A 20,861-nucleotide genomic window follows, 5' to 3' on the forward strand; every position below is an offset into this window, starting at 1 on the left:
AAACAAGGCCTAAAGTGTAGTTTTTATGCGGGCTAACGGCGCCTTTTAAGGGGTTGCGCCTTGAGTTCTTCCGCCACTTTTTCAAGCTCGGCATACCAGTCTTCGCCAAAGCGGCGGATGAGCGCCTCGCGCACAAATTTATATACCGGAACTTCCAGCTCCTTCCCAAGCGAACAGGCAGGGCTGCAAATATCCCAGCGGTCATAATTTACCGCCGAAAACTCAGAAAAGTCCTTAACCCTTACCGGGTATAAATGGCAGCTAACCGGTTTTTTCCAAGAAATAAGCCCCTGGTTGTAAGCCTGCTCGATGCCGCAAAGTGCAGTTTTACCATCAAAAATTACATAAGCGCAGTCTTTGTTATCTATAAGCGGGGTTTCAAGGTCGCCATCGGTACCCACAACCCATGTGCCCTGCGCCTCTATTGCGGCAATACCTTCTTTACGCAAAAATGGTTTTACCACAGGGTAAACCTGCTCCAGTATTTTGGTTTCCTCTTCATTAAGGGGTGCGCCGGCATCGCCGTCTATACAGCAGCCCCCTTTGCATGCCGTTAAATTGCATACAAATTCCTTTTCAAGTATGTCTTCAGAGACAATAGTTTTACCCAGTTGAAACATGCTGCAAAGATAATGAAAGCATATATATATAAAACGCGTAAGCCTAATCCTGTAAAAAATTAAGAATTTTGCTTGTCGCGACAGATTTATAAGGTAATTTTGCAGCCTGAAACTAAGCGGATAAGGGTATGGCATTTGACTGGAAAGAAGTCTTCACGGTAAGCATGGTACTTTTTGCGGTAATTGATATAATGGGCAGCATACCTATTATAGTTGACCTGCGCACAAAGCTGGGCCACATACAGTCGGAAAAAGCTTCTGTCGTAGCAATGATTATTATGATAGCTTTCCTGTTTGTCGGGGAAGAAATTCTGAAGCTTATCGGCATAGATGCTAACTCTTTTGCCGTAGCGGGCTCTTTTGTGTTGTTTTTCCTGGCACTGGAAATGATACTGGGCATTCGTCTGTATAAAGATGAAAACCCGAGCACAGCCTCTATAGTACCTATTGCGTTCCCGCTTATAGCCGGTGCGGGTACTATGACAACCATATTGTCGTTACGTGCCGAATATGAAAAGATAAATATCATTACCGCAATAATTATAAACGTTATTGTGGTATATGCCGTGCTGAAATCATCGGCTAAAATAGAGAAGTTTTTAGGGGTTAACGGGCTGGGAGTCATCAGGAAAGTATTTGGCGTGGTACTGCTTGCCATAGCTGTTAAATTATTCGCAGCTAATGTTAAACAATTATTTCTTTAGTGTTACATAACTTAATTTTGTACTGAATCTCAAAGAGATAGATAAATTAAAGATAGAATTGCAATGAAATATTTTATTTATACGCTAATAGCTATTGCAATGGGGCTTATAATATTCAATATAACCCTGCTTGACTTTAGCAACCCTTTTCAGGGCAACAGCCTTATAGCCCTTATAGGAATCATCGCATCACTTTGCGCAGTATGCATACTTATCATCTTCAGGATGGCAAAAAGCATAGAAGAAAAAACACGCAGTTAAAATTATGTTCGACGTACTTATTATTGGCGGGGGCGCTTCGGGCGTTTCCTGCGCTTTAATATTAGGCTCAGCACAGGTTAAGCCCTATGCAGCCGATAAAAAAATAGCACTACTAACCCACCAGAAGGCATCTGCCCTGCAGGATGCCGTTTTTTATAATGCTTATGGCATAACGCCGGGCAAGCTCGGTAAAGACCTTATGGAGGAAAGCCTGCAGCACCTGGCACAGCAATACCCACAGGTACAGCAAATCGACAAAGAAAAGGTGATGCGCATTGAGGGCAATGCCGGTAATTTTAATGTTACTACCAATAAAAACACCTATACTGCCAAAACAATTGTTGTAGCAGTAGGCTCTGCACCTACATTTAGTATAGAAGGGCTTATGCAGTATGTAGCCCCGCACCCTAAAGCACTGCCGGAAAAGAACCGCATTCAGTTAACAAATACAGACCATAAAGTAGATGAAGGCATATATGTAGCGGGCACACTTGCAGGGTGGCGCAGCCAGGTAGCCGTTGCGGCGGGTAGCGGCGCAGCCGTAGCCACAGATATACTCACCGAATGGAATGGCGGAATACCCGCACAATACCACGACAGCACAAGAAGCTGAATTAATATCAGTATCGCTAACATACAGCAACCATAACCGGTTGCTGTTTTTGTTTTGAGAGCCATTAAACCTTCAATAATTTAAGTAAATTGCGCCATTAAATCATGAATAACCCTACGTTACCAAACAACTAATGAATACCGCAATCCAAAAGCCTGTAATAGGGATAGTATCACCCTGCTATAATGAGCAGGAGGTCCTGCCCGAAACAGCAGCGCAACTCAACACTCTACTTACAGGGCTTATAGAGCAGAATACTGTTTCAGCCGAAAGCTTTATTGTTTTTGTAGATGACGGCAGCCGCGATAAAACGTGGGATATTACCGAAACACTTGTACAACAATATCCGCTTGTAAAAGGGCTTAAGCTTGCGGGGAATGTAGGCCACCAAAATGCACTTCTTGCAGGCCTGCTGACTTTTAATAACGAAGCTGACGCGCTTATATCCATAGATGCCGACCTGCAGGACGATATTAATGCTATACCTGAGATGATTGACAAGTTTGTTAAGGGTGCAGATGTAGTATATGGTGTGCGCCGCGAGCGCACTACCGATACCGCTTTTAAACGCAACACTGCCCTGATGTTTTACAAATTCGCCAAGAAAATGAAAGTGAACCTGGTACATAACCATGCCGATTTCAGGCTGTGCAGTAAAAGAGTTATTGCTGCGCTTTCAGGCTATACAGAGGTAAACCTGTTTTTGCGCGGAATCATACCTTCTATAGGATACAGCAGGGAAACGGTATATTATGACCGCCTTGAGCGCTTTGCGGGCGATTCAAAATATCCCCTTAAAAAAATGATGTCATTTGCATGGAATGGCATAACCTCATTCAGTAATTATCCGCTAAAACTGGTAAGTATTATAGGCTTCGTTATTTTTGTAGCCTGCCTGGGCATGAGTGCCTATGCATTACTATCATTGTTTGCCGGCCATACTGTTCCCGGATGGGTATCTACAGTGCTGCCCATGTATTTTTTAGGCGGTATACAGCTTTTCTGTTTCGGTATAATAGGCGAGTACATCGGAAAAATTTATGCTGAAGTAAAACAACGACCTCGCTATATAATAGACAGGAAAGCGGAATAATTATTCCGCTTTCCTGTTGTATAATGTACTGTTACTTTACAGGCTCTTTATAATCATCTTTATACCGCACATATATTTTTCGTGGTGTTATACGATAAAACAATAAAAAATTTGCCACATTTTCACTTTCTTCACATTTTACATTAAAGTTCCAACTTGCAATGGGTACTGTATGATTTAATACAACACAGTCTTCTTTTGAAGCCGCCACATCTTCCATAAGTGGTTTTTGTTCTTTTCTGTTATAATATCCAGGCATTGAGATATCTGTAATTCCAAAATGTAAAACTACAATCGTAATGAAAACAAAAGGATATGCTTTAAATTTACCAGGGCATCTTCGTAAAAGCAACAAGCCCGATGTAGTGAATACATAAAACAGAATGAAAAGTACCGGAAGCGTAGTATCACGTCTTAAGATTAATGGCCTGTAATATCTGTAGCCGCCAAGCGGCAGCAGGAAAATATACATTAAGCTGAATACTGCCAATCCTGCCACCAGATATAGAAAAACCTTATTTTCTTTGCCATATAGATATGCAAGCAATAACACATTTATAACTGTTGCCAAAAACAAGTAAGCCACTCCATGTTCTTTATTAAAGAATACTTCCTGAATACCCTTAAACAAAAGCAGAAAGCGCTCTTTTAAAGCCATGGGGTCAGCACTTTCACTATTCTTTGTACCAACATAAAAAGAATACAGCGCAAATACAAATGCAAAACCGAGCAAGATAACTATAGTACGGTCTAACTCTTTAAGTACATTCACAATTCTTCCAGAGCCCGCAGGAAGCTTTCCATACGCCCTCCACAATAAACCGATTGCAAGTAGCGGACTGGATGTAAGAAGTAAAGCGGCCGGCAAAGGCCCAAAGAAAACCAGGCCAAGGGCAAAGAGTATCCATAGCACAATAAATGATGGCGATTTAGAAATGTTTCCGGTTATATAATATTTATAAAAAGGCAGGTAATAAGCCAGTAATGCCGCCAGGGGCAACGGATAAAACATAGCATAAGTAATACACGGATCTAGCACCTGAAGGTGTTCTGTATATACTGAACCACCAATAAACAACGGACTTATTATCGCCGCCGATATAAGGTAGCTTTTCCATTTTGCCCACCGAAACCATGCATTTATATAAGCTCCGAAAAGAAGCAAAAGCATTAAATGTATTGCAAACTTTGCGAGGGTGATGCTTAAGTATAAGCTGTCTATGGGAGATAAAAAATTCTGAAAGAAAAACGGCACGTGCTTAAAATATACTGACATTAACTTGTGTGCAGTATACCTGTTAGTGCCGGGGTAACTTTCACCACTGAATGTAGAGATGCCTAAAGGATCATTCAGTACTTTATCATAATTGTCCTGCCCAAGAACAATACGGGGGAAATCGCCGTCTACTCCACTTCGATCATATTGCTTATACGAAAAAACAAGGTCGCCAAGCAGGACTAACGCAATAGCAATGTAGATAATTTTAATGTATATTGGTTTCATTATCAGATATAACACACTAATGATTGTAGAAATCAAAAGCATTACAGCAGGCAAATGTAACTTTTTTACATTAATTACATCACAAATGTATTTTGGGCAGGCTACCGCTTTTTGTCCATGATTATTTTTTTAGGACTGCTTTAACCATCTTATCCTCTTTAAGCAGCATTTGGTAATACGCCTTGTCACCAACCAGTTGCCTTGCAAACTCTGCTGCGAGGTAATATTTTACTTTTTGCTTGTATTTTGCAAGCGGCAATATCAGCCCGTTCTCCGAAAGGTATTTACCGAAAATAGTATAATACTTATCAGTATTGATAACCTTATCTGTAAGTTGTTGTACATTTAAGCCACTAAACTCTTTGCGGTTACCGTCAAGCTGCTCAAATACAAAATAGCTGACTACACCGCTCTGCATTATCATCAAAACGGCTTCATCGCCATGCTCCCCTTCAAGCGGCACAAAGACATCAGGAATAATACCGCCACCGCCATAAACGGTACGCCCTTTCAGGGTTTTAAATTTTAGTGTATCGGCAATTTTTATACTGTCGGCTGCATAAAGCTCACCATTCTCAAAACGCTTCTCAAATTCATTAAAGTAGGCATCACCACCGTTGGCATAGCTGCGCTGTATCGAGCGCCCGGATGGGGTGTAATAGCGTGCCACAGTAAGCCTTACCGCACTGCCGTCGCCCAATGGCATTTCGCGCTGCACCAGCCCCTTGCCAAAAGAGCGCCTGCCTACAATAGTCCCCCTGTCGTTATCCTGTATGGCACCTGCAAGTATCTCACTGGCCGAGGCACTGTTTTCGTTTATCAGCACATATACCTTACCATTTTCAAATAGGCCGCCACCGGTGGCATAGGTAATATCTTCACGCTCTTTTTTATTTTTGGTCTTAACAATAACCAAATCGTCTTTCAGCAGGTCATCAGCAATTTCAACAGCTTTTTCAAGGTAACCGCCGCCATTATCCCTAAGGTCTATTATAAGTGCTTTAGCACCTTCTGCCTTAAGCTTTTTTAGTGATTCCTTAAACTCATCATAAGTAGTTTCGGCAAAGCGGTTAATCTTTATATAACCCGTTGTTGGGTTTGCCATGACGGCCGCATCCACACTTTTAATGGGCACCACATCGCGCGTTACGGCAACCTTAAACTTCTTGTTTTCGCTCTTGCGATAAACTGTTAAGGTTATTTTAGAGCCTTCGGCGCCTTTCAGCTTAGAGAAAAGGCTGTCGTTTGGCAGCTTCCTGCCGTAAAGCTTATCATTATTAGCATATAAAATACGGTCGCCTGCCTTTATGCCTGCCTTTTCAGACGGGCCGCCCGGTATGGGCTTTATTACCGCTACCGAATCTTTGTACATATAAAAGTTTACACCAATGCCCACAAAGTCGCCCTTCATACTCTGAGCCACTTCTTCCATTTCGCTTTTGTCGATATATACAGAATGGGGATCGAGTTTTTCGAGGATGCTGTTAACGGTAAGGTCAACAATAGAGTCGGCATCCACATCGTCAATATATTCGCTCTCAATAAAATCCATCAGCTTGTTAAGCTTGCTTTTATTAGAGCCTGATATAAGTCCGCGCTTTTCTGAAGGGAAGTTAAGGAAACTGCCCAGCAGCAGGCCTATTGCCATAAAAACTGCCAGCAAAACAGGCAGGTATGCTTTTTTAATATTCATATTATTCGTCAAGGTGCGGCACGCAATCCACAATAACCCCTGCCCGCTCCAGGAAAGCTATCCCGGAGTTGTCTTTATAATCGTCCTGGTAAACCACGCGCTTAATGCCTGACTGGTGTATAAGCTTGCTGCAGTCTTTGCAGGGCGACATGGTAATATAAAGCGTTGCGCCTTCGCAAGATTGTGTTGAACGGGCAACTTTAAGTATAGCATTGGCCTCGGCATGCAGCACATACCATTTGGTTAGGCCTTCGGTATCTTCACAACAATTTTCAAAACCCGATGGTGTGCCGTTATAACCATCAGATATTATCATTCTGTCTTTTACAATAATTGCGCCAACTTTTCTGCGGTTACAGTAAGACAGGCGGCTCCATTCGCGGGCAATGCGCAAATAGGCCTTGTCATATTTATTGAGTTTTTCTTCTTTTATTTCCATACGTTTACACTGCAACACAAAGGTAAGCGATTAGCAGGTAAAAACGATACGGGCTAGAATTTATTGTTAAACATCATAGGCACCACAACGCCTGCAACAAAAGAAGAAGTTATAAATATCCAGTCGCGTTTAGAGAGGTTAAAAAAATGATGAAGGGCATAAGCAAGCAGCAGCACACAACCTGTAAGTAATATATGGGCAGACTCCAGTCCTAATGAAAATTCCAGTAAAGGGAAAAGCTTTTCTCTTGCGGTATTTTTAAGCTCCGGCTTTAAGTGGCTGTATAACCCCAAACCGTGCAATATTCCAAAAAGCAAGGTGCCGCCACCCACTACAGGTATCCTTTCTTCCTGGGGGTTGTGTCGCGCTTTGATAAAATTATAAACCGCAGCCGAAAGTATCAGGCACTCCATCAGCATTTCGGTAATAATTACATTGGCTTTTATATTGATGTAAAATGCCATAATAAGTGCCATAGTATTCCCCAAAGTAAAAAGTGTGAGCAGCAATACTATGGTACGCCAGTGTTTATGGGTGTAAGGGACAATAAGTATAACAATAAATAAAAATTGATCTATGCCGTGAAAATCCAGCACGTGGCGAAAGCCACAGGTAAAGTACCGTAAAAATTCATCCATTCGTTGGGGAGGTATCGGTTGGCAAACATAAGTTAAAAATATTAACTTTTTATTAACACTTTCAGAATTACAGAATTGCTAATCAAAATGTTTAAAAATTTGTTTTTAACAGAAAATTTATAATATATATTTGCCCCTACTAAATAACATGTAACATTATGTCTATTTCAGATTTATTTGACAGCGGTTTTAAGGAAAGGAACAAAGGCCATTTTTCGGCAATTGTGAGGGTTGCGTTAGAAAACGGACACATTAGCACCGAAGAAAAATTGTTTTTGGATAAGCTTGCCAAGCAGCTTGAAATTTCGGAAGAAGAATATAAGGAAATCCTTGAAAACCCGCTGCGCTACCCGATTAACCCGCCTTATCTTTATGTGCAAAGGCTTGAACGTTTGTATGACCTTTCGCGCATGGTATATGCCGACCACGTTTTGGGGCCAAAGCAAAAAGAGATACTTACACGATTTGCGCTTGCACTGGGCTTTACACCGGGCAACGTAAAATATATTGTTGACAAAGCCCTTTCGCTTATTGTAATGGGTACCGACAGCGAGACTTTTGTGTATGAAATGCAGCACATGAACAAGTAATTAGATTACGATATATTTTTAGTAAAGCCCTTAAAATCTTTTAAGGGCTTTACTATTTTTAGGTGTAATTCTATAACTTGCAGTAACTATTCACACTATAATTACTATGAAAAAAGCATTAACAGAACAGCAGTCAGAAAACCTACTCAACACTTTAAAGAAGCGTTTTGAAGATAACATGAACCGCCATAACGGAATCAAATGGAATGATGTGGAAGCGAAGCTAAAAGCAAATACCTCAAAATTGTGGAGCCTGCAACAGATGGAAGAAACCGGCGGCGAACCCGATGTTGTAGAATTTGATACTGCATCAGGTAACTATATCTTTTTTGACTGCTCAGCTGAAAGTCCGTCAGGAAGGCGCAGCTACTGTTATGACCGCGCCGCAATGGACGCACGCAAACAGAACAAGCCTTCTAATAATGCCATGGAGGCAGCGGCAGCTATGGGCATTATCCTGCTTACAGAAGCACAGTATGCACAACTTCAGCAATTAGGCGCTTTTGACACCAAAACATCAAGCTGGCTGCTTACCCCTGATGCTATCCGCAAATATGGCGGGGCAATATTTGGTGACAGGCGCTACAACCACGTTTTTACTTACCACAACGGCGCCGATTCTTACTACGCTGCCAGAGGTTTCAGGGGTTGCCTTAGCGTTTAAGCACAGCCTTTAAGTAATTAAACCGCAATACACTACTTTTGCCTTTTTAGAGTTATAGAGTAGTGATGTTTAAAAGAGGGCTGTTACTTATTTTTATGTGCTGTTTTTCCGCAGGTTATGCGCAGGAAATAGTTACGCCCTACAAAAAACGCCTTATTACTGCCGAGCGAGACACCATCAGGATTGACAGCGTGAGCATCAATAAGGTATTTTTTAAGTTGCAGGACAAGCAGGGCAAAGATATTGATACCAGCTACTATTCGGTTGACTTTCGCAACAGCATCCTGGTGTTTAAAAATGGCTACCGCAGTACCGACACGCTTACCATGCGATACCTGAGCTACCCAGATTACCTTACAAAAAAATACAGCATTTATGACAATACTGCTGTTGTAGCTAATGATGCTGCCGAAGGCAGGCGCTATTCTGTAGGCGCCGGAAGCATCAAAACCTTCAGGCCTTTTGAGGGTCTTAATACATCAGGTAGTATTACGCGCGGTATTACAGTGGGTAATAACCAGAATGCTGTAGTAAACTCTAATCTTGATTTACAGATAACAGGAAAGCTTTCAGATAAAGTCAGCCTTCGCGCCTCTATACAGGACAGCAACATCCCGCTGCAGGAAGGCGGCTACTCCCAAAAGCTGGATGAATTCGACCAGATTTTCATAGAAATGTTCAGCGATAACTGGAACATCCGTGCAGGCGACCTTTTCCTCGAAAACAGGCAGTCGCGGTTTATGAATTTCAGTAAAAAAGTACAGGGGCTTTCCACAACCTTTGCTTTTGGTGACACCAGCTCCCGCACAACCATATCTACGGCAGCGGCACTGGTGCGGGGGCAGTATGCCCGCAGCACCTTTACCGGACAGGAAGGCAACCAGGGGCCTTATAAGCTGCGCGGGCCTAATGAAGAGCTGTATGTGCTAATCATATCAGGTTCGGAAAGGGTTTTCGTGAACGGTATATTGCTGGAAAGAGGCGAAAGCAACGACTACATTATTGATTATAATGCCGGGGAGATCATCTTTACGCCTTTGTTCCCCATAACATCAGAAATGCGTATTAATGTAGAATACCAGTACAGCGAGCGCACCTATACCCGTTTTGTTGCCTATGGCGGCATAACCCACGAACGCGAAGACTGGAGCATAGGCGGTTATGTATATTCAGAAAATGATGTAAAAAATCAACCCTTACAGCAAAACCTTTCGGAAGAACAGGTAGCCATACTACAGGATGCAGGAGATGATACAGGGCTAATGACAGCGCCTTCTGCTTATGTTGACAGCTATTCTGAAAACAAGATCTTGTACCGCAAAGTTATTGTAAACGGCGCAGAAGTTTTTGAATTCTCAAACAATCCTGATGAAGAGCTGTATAATGTGAGGTTTAGCCTTGTAGGGAATAACAATGGTAATTACATTCTCTCTAATGCTGCGGCAGTAGGCCGAATCTATGAATATGTGCCGCCTGTAAACGGTGTGCCACAGGGCAATTATGAGCCAATCATACGGTTAACCCCACCTGTAAAGCTGCAAATAGCCACAGTGATGGGCAAATATAACCCTGATGAGAAAACCCTGGTAGATTTTGAAACTGCAATAAGTAACAACGACCTCAACCTGTACTCCCCTATTGATGATGATGACAACCAGGGTTATGCGGGCAGGCTTAATGCAAAACAAAGGCTTTATACCGGCAAATGGGAAGCCGATGCATTTGCATCTTACCAGTTTGTGCAGAAAGATTTCAGGACTATAGAGAGGCTCTTTAATATAGAATTTAACCGTGACTGGAACCTGTTAGGCATTACCACCACAAATACCAACCAAAACTACCTGATAGCCGGCACAACCTTCAGGCTGCCGCAAAGGGGGCAGCTAAATTATCAGGCTGAACACCTTAGCTTTTCAGGCACTTTTAGTGGTACACGCCATGTGGTTGACGGTATATACAATTACAACAAATTACTGGTACAGCAGCAGGGAAGCTGGCTGGAAAGCGATGGCGACTATGCAAAATCTACCTTTATACGGAATGAAACACGTGCTAAGTATCATTTCGGCAAAAACTGGGCAGGCGGCTCTGTTAGGCTTGAAGATAACCGTGAAAAGCTTAAAGCCACAGACCAGCTATCGCAGCTTAGCCAGCGTTTTAGCGAGTTTGGCGCTTTTGTGGGGCGTGGCGACAGTACGCGGGTATATGTTGAGCTGGGCTACCTGCAGCGCGCTAACGACAGCCTTGTGGGCGGGCTGCTTAAAAAGGTAAATACCTCCCACTCCTACTATCTTAAATCAAGGCTTATTCAAACAGAGAAAAGCGACCTTACTGTTTTCGCCAATTACCGTAACCTTACTTTTGAAGATCCTGCCATTAAAGATGAGCCATCACTAAACTCACGCATATTGTATAACGACCGCTACTGGGACCAGCTTGTGCAGGTTACTACAGCCTACGAAACCACATCGGGTACTATAGCGCAGCAGGAGTTTACCTATATAGAAGTTGAACCGGGACAGGGTGTGTATATGTGGAACGATTATAACGACAACGGCATACAGGAACTTCAGGAATTTGAAATAGCACCATTCCCTGACCAGGCTAAATATGTACGCGTGTTTTTGCCAAACCAGATATTTGTGCGGACCCACCAGAATAAATTCTCACAATCGCTGACACTGAACCCCAACCAGTGGCAGAATGAAACCGGATTCAAAAAATTCCTCTCCTATTTTTACAACCAGTCCTCATACCTGATAGACCGCAAGATAGAGCGCAGCGGCGGTAATTTTGACCTGAACCCTTTTTCTTCGGCAGAAAAAAACCTGCTTGGCATTACCTCGAGCATACGCAACAGCCTTTTTTACAACCGCGGCAAGCAGGATCATTCGGTTATATACACATTTATAAAAAGCCGTGCTAAAAACCTGCTTACGGTAGGTTCGCAGGAAAATATAAGCAGCTCGCATCAGTTGCAGTATGCCCACCTTTTAAAGCAAACATGGCTCTTCAGCCTTAACGGGCAAACTATTAATACCGAAACGTATTCTGAAAACTATGGCAGCCGTAACTATGAAATTGAAAGCTACCTTGCGGGGCCAAAAGTATCATATATCTTCTCACGCAATGCCAGCTGGGATGTCTTCTATGAATATGAAAGTAAAGAGAACCGCATAAGCGATGCCGAAACGCTTTACCAGCAAAGGTTGGGTACATCATTTAACTATGCCTCTGAAAAGCAGTTTACCGTAAGTGGCGAATTCTCCTACTACAAAAATGATTTTACGGGCAACCAGTTAAGCCCCGCTGCCTTCCAGATGCTTGAAGGGCTGCAGGCAGGTGAAAACCTTACTTGGAGGCTGCTCCTGCAAAAAAACCTAACCTCTTTCCTTGATGTGAATATCAATTACCAGGGGCGCAAAAGCGAAACAGCAAAAGCAATACACACCGGCAGCGTGCAATTGCGGGCGTATTTTTAATTAAAATACTGCTTTTCTTTATCTGAAAATGCACCCGATTGTTTTATGTACTTTTTGGTAAAAGCCTTAAGGTCGGCGGGTTGTTTATTGTAGTTCTTTATAAGAAATGCCTTGTCAATATCAATATTATCTTTATAACCTGTTATCCACGGCACGTTATCCTGAATGTTAAGGCGTATAAGCCTTGCTTCATAATCATCAGGATCCTTTTTTATGGTCTCCTCAAGTAATGATGTACCACGGTTAAACAGCTTTGTTTTGGTAATAAGGCCGCTTTCATACTTTGCGAGCAGTACAATAGAGGCTGCCTTATAAGCCATCAGGGTAGTATTGGTGCTCTCAATATTACTTAACGAATTATGGAAGCTGTTGGCATCTTCTTCAGACTGGGCTGCACTGACATAGTTCTCGCGCAGGGTCCTTAATTCCGGTACCGAAATACCTGTTAAAAACAAGATGCATAACATTATAAGCTTCATAAAGTTAAAATTTTTCGCAATTTAAGCTTCTTCATCCAAATATCATACCTTTTTATATATCTGTAAGAAATATAAGCAAAAAGCTCCCCTGACAGGGGAGCTTTTAAAGACTTATAAAAAGTTATTACTTTTTGATTATCTTATAAGAGGAAACGGTTTCGCCTGAATGAACCCTTACAAGATAATTTCCTGACTGTAGTGCAGAAACATCTACTGTTGCTGCATCAGCTCCCGGAGTCACGTTAAGCAGTTCCTGCCCAAGCATATTAGTTATCGTGATTTTGCTAATGGCAGTTTTACCTGAAACATTTATAACATCAGCTGCAGGGTTAGGATATATAACAAATGCTTTGTTATCTACACCCGCTACATTAAGGTTATCTACTGCGGTAATCATCAAAGGATCGCTCTCACAGTCATTTATAGTTTGGGTAACATAATATTGTCCGCCGTCCTGCAGTGCCGTATCGGTACCAACCTCAACAAGTTGCATACCTGCATCCATAACATACCATGTTATAGCTGCTCCGTTTTCTGTAGTAATTATAAGATCGGCAATAGTATCGCCTGCTTCAAATTCCTGTGTTGCAGCACCTGTAGGGGCAGCAGGAAGGGCATTAACGGTAACATTAACCTGTGCCCTGGCAGTACTTTCGCAGCCTGTTACAGCCTGTGCAGCAAAATAAGTACCCGTGGCAAGCACTGTTGTTTCTGAAAGCGGTGTTCCGCCTGTTGCAACAGGATACCATATAAATGATGCCCCCGCCATGCCTGTAGCTTCGAGGTTGGCAACTGTAGCCCCTGCACAAAATACCTGATTTGCATTGGCTGTAGGAGCCGCAACTGTATTTATTACTACCGTAAAGCTGCTCTCTGCAGTACAGTTTGGTGTAGTACCCGATTGTGCATAAATGTAAATAAGCTGTGTTGATGTTATAACATCGCCTGCTGTAAGCATATTTCCTGTAGCGCCAGGCCCTGTGTAGTAAGTGTTGTTAGGCTGTAATGCAGGCAGGCTGTAGCTGTTGCAGGCTGTAACATCCATCATTACCTGTGCATTAGCACTGTTAACGGTTACAGCAACTGTTGTACGTGTACTTTCGCAGGCATCAACAGTTTGAGACACATAATAATTGCCCGTAGTGAGTGCAGTACCGGCAGCCAGTTCTGTGCCACCGGATGGTGTGCTGTACCAGTTAAACTCGGCTCCTGCAGCACCTGTAGCCTGTAAAGAGGCAACAGTTGCGCCTGTACAGAAAGATTGAGCAGCGGCTGTTGGAGCATCAGGTGCTATACAGGTAAATGTCCTGTTCAACTGAAAGCCCCTGAAACCACCATGATAAGCAAGACTATATCCGGCCCCATTTCCTCTTGCCCAGGCAAAGTCGATATCAGTCATACTGTAAGTAAAGTTAAAATCGCCCGTACCGCCTGTAAATGCACGTGTGGCAACGATTGTACGCGTACCGCCGGCAACGGTATTAGAGCTTACTGTCCAGTTATTGGTATCTGTAGAAGGCGTGTTGCCTGAACCATTCATTACTGCATCTACCAGTCCGGTATTGGTGGCATAAACAAGGTCCTGGCCGCTTGCCATACCCTGACTTGATGTGAAGGAGCCGAACTGCAGCGCAAACCACCTGTCAGAAGGGCCTGTAAAAGTAAGGGTTACAGTATTGGTCGCACTGTTAAGATCCATCTTGGCTGTCATGCCCGTAGTAAGGGTAACCGTACCGGTAGTTTTAGATTGTGCCCAAAGCCCTGTACCGGATGCAAGGACGAGAAGGCAGAGTAATAGTTTTTTCATGAGCTTATTTTTTTAAGAGGTTAATAATATCGTTGTTATTGGTAAATACGGCATAATCCATAGGGGTTTTGCCTTCTTTGTCTTTTACTGTTTTACTGGCTTTATATTTCAGCAGCAGCTCTACAAGTTCTTTATTTTCAAACTGTATTGCGTAGATTAATGGCGTAATGCCCATTGTATCTGCAATATTAGGATCGGCCTTGTTTTCCAGCAGTATTTTGGCAAGCGCGGTGTTGCCTTTTACAGCCACTGCGGCAAGGGCAGTACCATTATCACTTGTCTGGTTTATGTTCTTTACATTTTTTGCAAGATATTCGGCTACTTCATTATTGCCCCTGTAGCAGGCAAGTATAAGCGGTGTAAAACCCATTGGGCTAATGGCATTAATAATATCTTTATCGGCGGCATGCAGCTTTTGCATATCGGCAAGGGTGCCATAGCGGGCCGTGTCAAAAACATCTTTCTCAGCTTTTTGCTGCGCATGGCAAAATGCGGTTATCAGCAGTAATATAAGTGTAATTTTCTTCATGTTTATTTTAATAAGTTGGTTACTGTTTGTTAAGCGGCAGGTTATATTCTATTGTTACTGTTTCTGCAATTTTGCTGCTTACCACTTTTGGTATCTCTATACCAAAATCGGCAGGCTTAACTTTAAAGCTGCCTGTAATGGTAATGGTATTGCCGGAACGTGTTACTACCACCCTGTCGGTTATCTTTTTAGTCTTGCCGTGCAGTGTAAGGTCGCCCGTAATTGTAAAAACCTGCCCGGTTGCATTTAGCTTGGTAATGTCCAGCCCTTCAATTTTTCCTTTAAAGGTGGCTTTAGGAAATTTATCGGTTTCAGCATAGCTTTCATTAAAATGCTCCTCCATCAGCGCAACCTTGAACCGGAACCCTTTCATAAGGGCCAGTACGGCTACTTCTCCCCCGGAAGCATCAAGAGCTGCCGAAACCGATTTATTTTGTGCGGCAACCTCTTCAAATGAGGGCACCGTTGCCTCAAACTTTACTGTGCCAGTGCGTGTGCTGAATTTTTGCCCGTAAAACACAACCGGCATAAGTAAAAACAACAGTATGATATTCTTTTTCATAATACAATTAATTTTCGGGAAGACCCTGTGTGTTCCACTCCAGTATTGTATTTATCTTGTCCTGCGGCATTCTTCCGGTTTGCGGCATAAGTCCCGGCTCCCCGTTCTGCCTCTGTATGCGGTCCAGCAGGCCTGCGTTTTCTACTGCCGCCTTAACCTCAGCATAATTGGTAAGCAGGCGGAATGAAGCTGTACCTCCCTGCGAATGGCAGCTTGCACAGTTGGCGTCTATTATGCTTTTTACATTGGCATTATAGGTTATAGCACCCGAAGGCACTTCCTCATCAAGCAAATCTTCATAGGTGTTGGTTTCGCAGCCAACGCCAAACATGGCGACCGCCAGTATTGCTAAATATTTTTTCATCTTTAAAATACCCTGTATAAGTTAAACCCAAAGAAAAAATCGCCATCGCCCCAGTCGCCTGCTGCATTGGTTATATAACCGCTCTCTGTCATGGCCTGAGAGTTGGTAAACAGCAATTGGAATATATGCCCTCCGGTTTCTATATCCAGCCCTACCGAAAGCGGGTTAACATAAAAATCGGGTTTATCGGCGTTATACACATACTCCATATTTAGCGACAGCCTTTTGGTTAGCTTTACCCTGCCACCTGCCCCAACTGCAAATTGGTTATCGTTCTCAATTGCCGGGTCATAAAGGTTTTTGTGTATGTAGGTCGGTACAAGCTCTAAAGATACCTTATCAGATACCTTGTGTGATATTAACAGCTGGCTGGTGTAAGTAAGCCTGTCGGCAAACTCCAGCTTTGGGTAATCTTCCTCTTCCAGAAAGGTATTTATACCTGCTGTGTTATACCCTACAATCTCTAACGGAAAGCTGCTTCCCTGCCTTGCCAGCCTGTACTTAATACCTGTTTCGTAAACCTTGAGCATGGTATGCCTTGACGCGCTTACAGAAAGCCATTCTGTAATACCATATACCCCGCCAAGCTTTGTTGTTGCCATATCAAGCCCGAAGAACTCTGATATACCATCTTTAACGGTACCAAAACGATGCGATACCACAAAATAAAATTCATTCTTTGCAGGAATTTTTGTGGTTTGCAGCGTTACAATCTGCAGCCCTTTAAATGCTGCAGTAGCATAGGCCTCATCGCCTACCTGTACAGAGTCAAGTTCGTTAAGCAGGTCTTCCTGTGCAGTGGCAGCCATTGCAAAAGACAGGCATGCCAGCAATACCATTTTTCTCATATCCGGTTGTTAGTTAGTCAGCGTACACTGGTCAAGCTTTACTTCACCAAAAATTTCGTCATACCCTATGCACCTCCCCTTAACGGTTATGGTCTCATCTACATATACTTCTTTAATTCCTGTAAAAGCGCAAAAAACAGCCGAGTCTATAATAACCAGCGAGTCGTTTACACTGGTAACCTTTCCTTGCACCGCAAGTGTCTTATTAAGGTATTTGGCTGTTGCCGCCCCGGTGCCTTCCTGATACTCTGCAAGCAGTTGCGTTGCATTTACGGTAAAGGCAGGTTGCTCGCCCGCTATATTACGTGCATCTTTATACAGGTAATTGTTATACAATAAGTAACCCCCTGTTATTATAAACAGCAGTATCACTACTATTACAACGCGCCTGTTCCCGTACTTAGCCATGAGGTTTAACTTATTTTAACAAAAGTAATTTATATAATAAGCTGTATTTAAAGGAAATGGTAAAGGCATAGTTTGGATGAGAATTTGCTGCTTTATAATGAGAATTTGCTGACATGCATCTGCCCGAATTTTAACATCTGTAAAACAGCAGTTTAAGAATTGTGCAATGCGAAGTTTATTTATAATTAGCTAACTTTATGCATGTTAAAATAATACTTCTTGATTATGCTGTTTGAAAGAAAAAACCTGATACAGGAATTACTTAAGGCAAGGGAGCAGATGCTGCAGGAAGAAGCCCTTATGAGGCAGGTAAACGAAATACTTGCTGCCGACGAAGAAAAACGGGAAGAAATTAAAGCAAGGCTTGGTGATGACAGTAATGCAGTGTTTAACAATTTTAGCGTGGGGCTACTGGAGCCGGGAAGGATTTTCCATATAAGCCAGATACGTAAAATATGTATTGATTACCGCCTGCGCTTTTTAAGCAGCCACCTTTTTAAAAATACCATACCGGAAGAGGCTGTTACGGAAATAAAAAGGCTGGAGGCAGCCCACGAAACCAACCTGAAGGGTTTTATGATCATGGCGCCCTCTAAACAATTTCACCTTAAAAATTATGACGACCCGCTTTTATTTGCACCTATTGGCGACGGTTACTATTACCTTATATATAAGTGGGGTACTGATTTAAGCCCTTTCCGGAAGATGATGGTAAGGCCAATGCGAAACTTTGGTAGCCTGCTGTTGTTCCTTACGGCGGTAACCATATTATTTACCTGGGCTTCGGCGAAATGGCTGTTTTATGGCGATAACATGAGCCAGTATGTGCTGGTCTCGTTTTTATTTACCTTTAAATCTGTTTGCGGAATTGCTTTATATTACTGTTTTTGGAAAGGCAAAAACTTTAATGATGCCATCTGGAACAGCGAATATTATAACCGATAACGAGGTATTTATTTAACACATTTAATATCAGAAAAATATTAATCAGTAAAACTTCTATGTACAATAAACTAAGCCACTTCTTTTTGAAATGGCTTTTTTGTTAAATTAGTAACATGGAAAATTCTGAACTTTTTAAATATCTTGCTTTATTTTCTCCTCTTGTCAGTGGAATTGTTGTTGGTTTAATAATGAATAAACTTTCTAATCGCTCAAAAAGATTAGAATATTTTTATCAACATAAGATTCCAGCCTTTAAAGAATTACATCAAATCCTAATTAGATATAAAATACATTTAGATAAAGTTATTTCAGAAGGATATAATATTGATAATTATCCTCATACAGGTAAAGTTGAAAGTACAGATTCTTTAGAAACAGCTGTTCTGTTAAAAGAGAGCTTAGATACAAATAGAGTATATCTTAATAAAAAAAGCAGAGATTCATTAACAAAATTGATTGATGAATTATATGACATTTATAATATTGAATCTTTAATGTCATTTGACGAAGACACTTCAAATCCTGCTTTTAAGGAAATGAGTAATAAGATTGAAAATATAACTGAAATTTTATATAAAGACTTAAATCTTAGATAGAATATTTATTATGAATGAAACCAAAGAACAAATAACCATTCTATAAAAAAATATAGATAAGGACTTCTTTAACAGATACTCCCTTAAGTAGTAGAATTCTAATATTTAGTTATAAATAGTCTTTGTAAAAACAAACATCAATAAAAAACAATAAAAAAGCACAAAAAAAAATATTATTCGCTTACAAGTTTGTCTTTTGCCACAATCTGCATGGTTTCACGGCTTACCTGCCTTACCAAAATATCTTTATCCTGTGCTATTGCTTTTGCCGATTTATCGGTAAAATGCCTGATGGTATAAAGGGAAACATTTTCGTTATAGGTGACCTTAAACTTCCTGTCGAGTATGCTTTTAAGCTCTGTAAAGTTGCCAAACTTATCATCGGCACACACAGAAAAACTGATGGCTGAATTTTGTATAAGGTGTACCTTCATTTTATACTTGTGCAGCAGGCTGAATATCTCACTTATATTTTCTTCCATTATAAAAGAAAAATCAAGTGATGACAGCGATATCAGCAACTGGTTTTTCTTTACGATATAGCAGCTCGTGTGCGGCTCAAGGTCGGCGCCTTTGCTAACGCTTGTGCCCGGCAACAGCGGATTAAGGAAAGACTTAACATAAAGCGGAATTTCTTTGCGCTGCAGCGGCTGTAATGTTTTAGGGTGTATAACCGTAGCACCATAAAAAGCAAGCTCAATGGCCTCACGATATGAAATCTGGTTAAGCAGTATGGCATTATCAAAATAACGTGGGTCAGCATTAAGTACACCCGGTACATCTTTCCAGATGGTTACACTTTCAGCATTAAGGCAATAAGCAAAAATGGCAGCAGTATAGTCAGATCCTTCCCTGCCTAAAGTTGTGGTAAAATTATTTTCGTCAGAACCTAAAAAGCCCTGCGTAATTATAAGCGTTTTCTTCTTTATGTTTTTGGCAATATTTTGCTGCGTCTGCTCCCAGTCTACAACAGCATCCCTGTAGGTAGTATCGGTCTTTATAAACTCCCGAACGTCTGTCCACTCATTGTGCAGCCCCCTGTAATTAAAGTAATGGCTGACAATAGTTGTAGAAAGTATTTCGCCCATGCTTACTACTTGGTCATAAACAAAACTGTAATTGGGAGATTTATTGTTTTTAAGGAAGCTTTCTAAATCTGTAAACAGCTTGTTTACGGCAAAAAATACTTCGTGTGTTTCTTCTTCAAACAAATCGAGCAATATCTGGTTGTGGTATTTTTTTACTTCCTGGATGGATGATTGCAGCTCTGCCGACTTATCCATATAGTTTTTTACCACAACCTCTAAGGCATTGGTGGTTTTGCCCATAGCCGAGATTACCAGCAAAACATTTTCGTGCCCAACTTTTTGCAGCACGTTGAATACATTTTCTATACCCTGGGCATCTTTTACCGATGCGCCTCCAAATTTAAATACTTTCATTTGTAAACACTACTTATAAGCTAAGCGTAAATTTAGTAATACCTTCTTCATCCATTTGCACAGTTAGCCAGTCCTGTAAAATTTTGGCTCCGGAACGTTCATAAAATTTAATGGCATGCTCGTTCCAGTTAAGTACTACCCACTCTATGCGGCGTACGCCCTGCTGCTTTGCAAAGGTAATTACTTCTTTATACAATGCGCTGCCCGCACCTGTACCGCGATGGTTTTCTTTTACAATAAGGTCTTCAAGGTGAATTGTTTTTCCTTTCCAGGTAGAATAACGGTAGTAAAAAAGAGCCATACCTATTATTTCGTTACCCTCTTCCGCCACAAATGTGTAAAACAGCGGATCGCTGCCAAAGCCGTCTTTTATAAGTTCTTCGGCTGTTACTACTACTGCATCGGGCTCTTTTTCAAATGCTGCCAGCTCTTTAATAAGCTCCAGTACGGCAGGCATATCTTCTTTTGTTCCTTTACGGATAACCATTGCTGAAATTTAGCACAAAAATAAGCTGATTTGCCTTAACAGATAATTAATTATTTTCTTATCACAAAAATTTAGATATTTGTGCCACAACTC

23 protein-coding genes are annotated in these 20,861 nt (G+C 41.7%); 9 read left to right on the forward strand and 14 right to left on the reverse strand.

The genetic code is table 11. The features are described 5' to 3' along the window. Positions 1-32: 32 nt before the first annotated feature. The gene (locus KJK34_RS12145) at positions 33-620 is read right to left on the reverse strand and encodes a DUF3109 family protein (RefSeq protein ID WP_223054156.1); all 588 of its coding nucleotides are present in this window, start codon (positions 618-620) and stop codon (positions 33-35) included. 128 nt (positions 621-748) lie between these two features. On the opposite strand from KJK34_RS12145, the gene KJK34_RS12150 reads away from it, so the two are divergent. From KJK34_RS12150 to KJK34_RS12165, 4 genes are all read left to right on the forward strand, one after another. Continuing rightward, on the forward strand, positions 749-1,324 hold the full coding sequence (locus tag KJK34_RS12150; protein ID WP_223054157.1) for a MarC family protein: 576 nt from the start codon (positions 749-751) through the stop codon (positions 1,322-1,324). A gap of 63 nt (positions 1,325-1,387) precedes the next feature. Further along, complete coding sequence (locus KJK34_RS12155; RefSeq protein WP_223054158.1) at positions 1,388-1,585, forward strand: hypothetical protein; 198 nt, start codon at positions 1,388-1,390, stop codon at positions 1,583-1,585. Positions 1,586-1,589: 4 nt separating this feature from the next. Further along, the gene (locus KJK34_RS12160; protein WP_223054159.1) at positions 1,590-2,198 is read left to right on the forward strand and encodes an FAD-dependent oxidoreductase; all 609 of its coding nucleotides are present in this window, start codon (positions 1,590-1,592) and stop codon (positions 2,196-2,198) included. Positions 2,199-2,331: 133 nt separating this feature from the next. Continuing rightward, entirely contained in the window at positions 2,332-3,291 is a 960-nt protein-coding gene (locus KJK34_RS12165; RefSeq protein WP_223054160.1) for a glycosyltransferase family 2 protein, read from the forward strand. 31 nt (positions 3,292-3,322) lie between these two features. On the opposite strand, the gene KJK34_RS12170 is transcribed toward KJK34_RS12165, so the two are convergent. The 4 genes from KJK34_RS12170 to KJK34_RS12185 all read right to left on the reverse strand — a co-directional run bounded on the left by KJK34_RS12170 (position 3,323) and on the right by KJK34_RS12185 (position 7,565). Beyond that, a complete protein-coding gene (locus tag KJK34_RS12170) occupies positions 3,323-4,795 on the reverse strand; it encodes a hypothetical protein (RefSeq protein WP_223054161.1) in 1,473 nt (490 codons plus the stop codon). 121 nt (positions 4,796-4,916) lie between these two features. Further along, complete coding sequence (locus KJK34_RS12175; RefSeq protein ID WP_223054162.1) at positions 4,917-6,488, reverse strand: S41 family peptidase; 1,572 nt, start codon at positions 6,486-6,488, stop codon at positions 4,917-4,919. A 1-nt stretch (position 6,489) separates the two neighbouring features. After that, positions 6,490-6,927 (reverse strand): deoxycytidylate deaminase, encoded by a 438-nt coding sequence (locus tag KJK34_RS12180; protein ID WP_223054163.1) that lies wholly within the window; start codon positions 6,925-6,927, stop codon positions 6,490-6,492. 53 nt (positions 6,928-6,980) lie between these two features. After that, positions 6,981-7,565, reverse strand: coding sequence for a HupE/UreJ family protein (locus tag KJK34_RS12185; RefSeq protein ID WP_223054164.1), 585 nt, complete (start codon positions 7,563-7,565; stop codon positions 6,981-6,983). A gap of 158 nt (positions 7,566-7,723) precedes the next feature. On the opposite strand from KJK34_RS12185, the gene KJK34_RS12190 reads away from it, so the two are divergent. The 3 genes from KJK34_RS12190 to KJK34_RS12200 all read left to right on the forward strand — a co-directional run bounded on the left by KJK34_RS12190 (position 7,724) and on the right by KJK34_RS12200 (position 12,301). Next, positions 7,724-8,155 carry a tellurite resistance TerB family protein gene (locus tag KJK34_RS12190; RefSeq protein ID WP_223054165.1) on the forward strand — a complete coding sequence of 144 codons (432 nt, stop codon included), beginning with the start codon at positions 7,724-7,726 and terminating at the stop codon, positions 8,153-8,155. Between the two features lie 106 nt (positions 8,156-8,261). After that, positions 8,262-8,819: a DUF4256 domain-containing protein gene (locus KJK34_RS12195; RefSeq protein ID WP_223054166.1), complete on the forward strand. Its 558-nt coding sequence runs from the start codon at positions 8,262-8,264 to the stop codon at positions 8,817-8,819. 65 nt (positions 8,820-8,884) lie between these two features. After that, entirely contained in the window at positions 8,885-12,301 is a 3,417-nt protein-coding gene (locus tag KJK34_RS12200) for a DUF8818 domain-containing protein (protein ID WP_223054189.1), read from the forward strand. Here the strand turns inward: KJK34_RS12200 and KJK34_RS12205 are convergent. From KJK34_RS12205 to KJK34_RS12235, 7 genes are all read right to left on the reverse strand, one after another. Continuing rightward, positions 12,298-12,780, reverse strand: coding sequence for a hypothetical protein (locus tag KJK34_RS12205; RefSeq protein WP_223054167.1), 483 nt, complete (start codon positions 12,778-12,780; stop codon positions 12,298-12,300). The two genes, KJK34_RS12200 and KJK34_RS12205, sit on opposite strands and share 4 nt — an antisense overlap. 124 nt (positions 12,781-12,904) lie before the next feature. Beyond that, complete coding sequence (locus KJK34_RS12210) at positions 12,905-14,587, reverse strand: Ig-like domain-containing protein (protein ID WP_223054168.1); 1,683 nt, start codon at positions 14,585-14,587, stop codon at positions 12,905-12,907. Positions 14,588-14,591: 4 nt separating this feature from the next. Continuing rightward, positions 14,592-15,116 carry an ankyrin repeat domain-containing protein gene (locus tag KJK34_RS12215; protein ID WP_223054169.1) on the reverse strand — a complete coding sequence of 175 codons (525 nt, stop codon included), beginning with the start codon at positions 15,114-15,116 and terminating at the stop codon, positions 14,592-14,594. Positions 15,117-15,135: 19 nt separating this feature from the next. Beyond that, complete coding sequence (locus KJK34_RS12220) at positions 15,136-15,678, reverse strand: YceI family protein (protein WP_223054170.1); 543 nt, start codon at positions 15,676-15,678, stop codon at positions 15,136-15,138. A gap of 7 nt (positions 15,679-15,685) precedes the next feature. After that, positions 15,686-16,042, reverse strand: a complete 357-nt coding sequence (locus tag KJK34_RS12225; RefSeq protein ID WP_223054171.1) for a cytochrome c family protein — start codon at positions 16,040-16,042, stop codon at positions 15,686-15,688. Between the two features lie 2 nt (positions 16,043-16,044). Continuing rightward, positions 16,045-16,890 carry a DUF5777 family beta-barrel protein gene (locus KJK34_RS12230; RefSeq protein WP_223054172.1) on the reverse strand — a complete coding sequence of 282 codons (846 nt, stop codon included), beginning with the start codon at positions 16,888-16,890 and terminating at the stop codon, positions 16,045-16,047. A 9-nt stretch (positions 16,891-16,899) separates the two neighbouring features. After that, positions 16,900-17,298, reverse strand: coding sequence for an OB-fold protein (locus tag KJK34_RS12235; RefSeq protein WP_223054173.1), 399 nt, complete (start codon positions 17,296-17,298; stop codon positions 16,900-16,902). A gap of 225 nt (positions 17,299-17,523) precedes the next feature. Between KJK34_RS12235 and KJK34_RS12240 the strand changes: the two genes are divergently transcribed. Both KJK34_RS12240 and KJK34_RS12245 read left to right on the forward strand, forming a co-directional pair. After that, positions 17,524-18,243, forward strand: coding sequence for a hypothetical protein (locus tag KJK34_RS12240; RefSeq protein ID WP_223054174.1), 720 nt, complete (start codon positions 17,524-17,526; stop codon positions 18,241-18,243). Positions 18,244-18,356: 113 nt separating this feature from the next. After that, on the forward strand, positions 18,357-18,839 hold the full coding sequence (locus tag KJK34_RS12245) for a hypothetical protein (protein ID WP_223054175.1): 483 nt from the start codon (positions 18,357-18,359) through the stop codon (positions 18,837-18,839). 173 nt (positions 18,840-19,012) lie between these two features. Here KJK34_RS12245 and KJK34_RS12250 read toward each other — a convergent pair whose 3' ends face one another. Continuing rightward, on the reverse strand, positions 19,013-20,281 hold the full coding sequence (locus KJK34_RS12250; RefSeq protein WP_223054176.1) for an aspartate kinase: 1,269 nt from the start codon (positions 20,279-20,281) through the stop codon (positions 19,013-19,015). A 13-nt stretch (positions 20,282-20,294) separates the two neighbouring features. Continuing rightward, a complete protein-coding gene (locus KJK34_RS12255) occupies positions 20,295-20,768 on the reverse strand; it encodes a GNAT family N-acetyltransferase (protein WP_223054177.1) in 474 nt (157 codons plus the stop codon). Positions 20,769-20,861 lie beyond the last annotated feature (93 nt).

It is taken from the genome of Flavobacterium coralii (assembly GCF_019891545.1).
GTDB lineage: Bacteria > Bacteroidota > Bacteroidia > Flavobacteriales > Flavobacteriaceae > Flavobacterium > Flavobacterium coralii.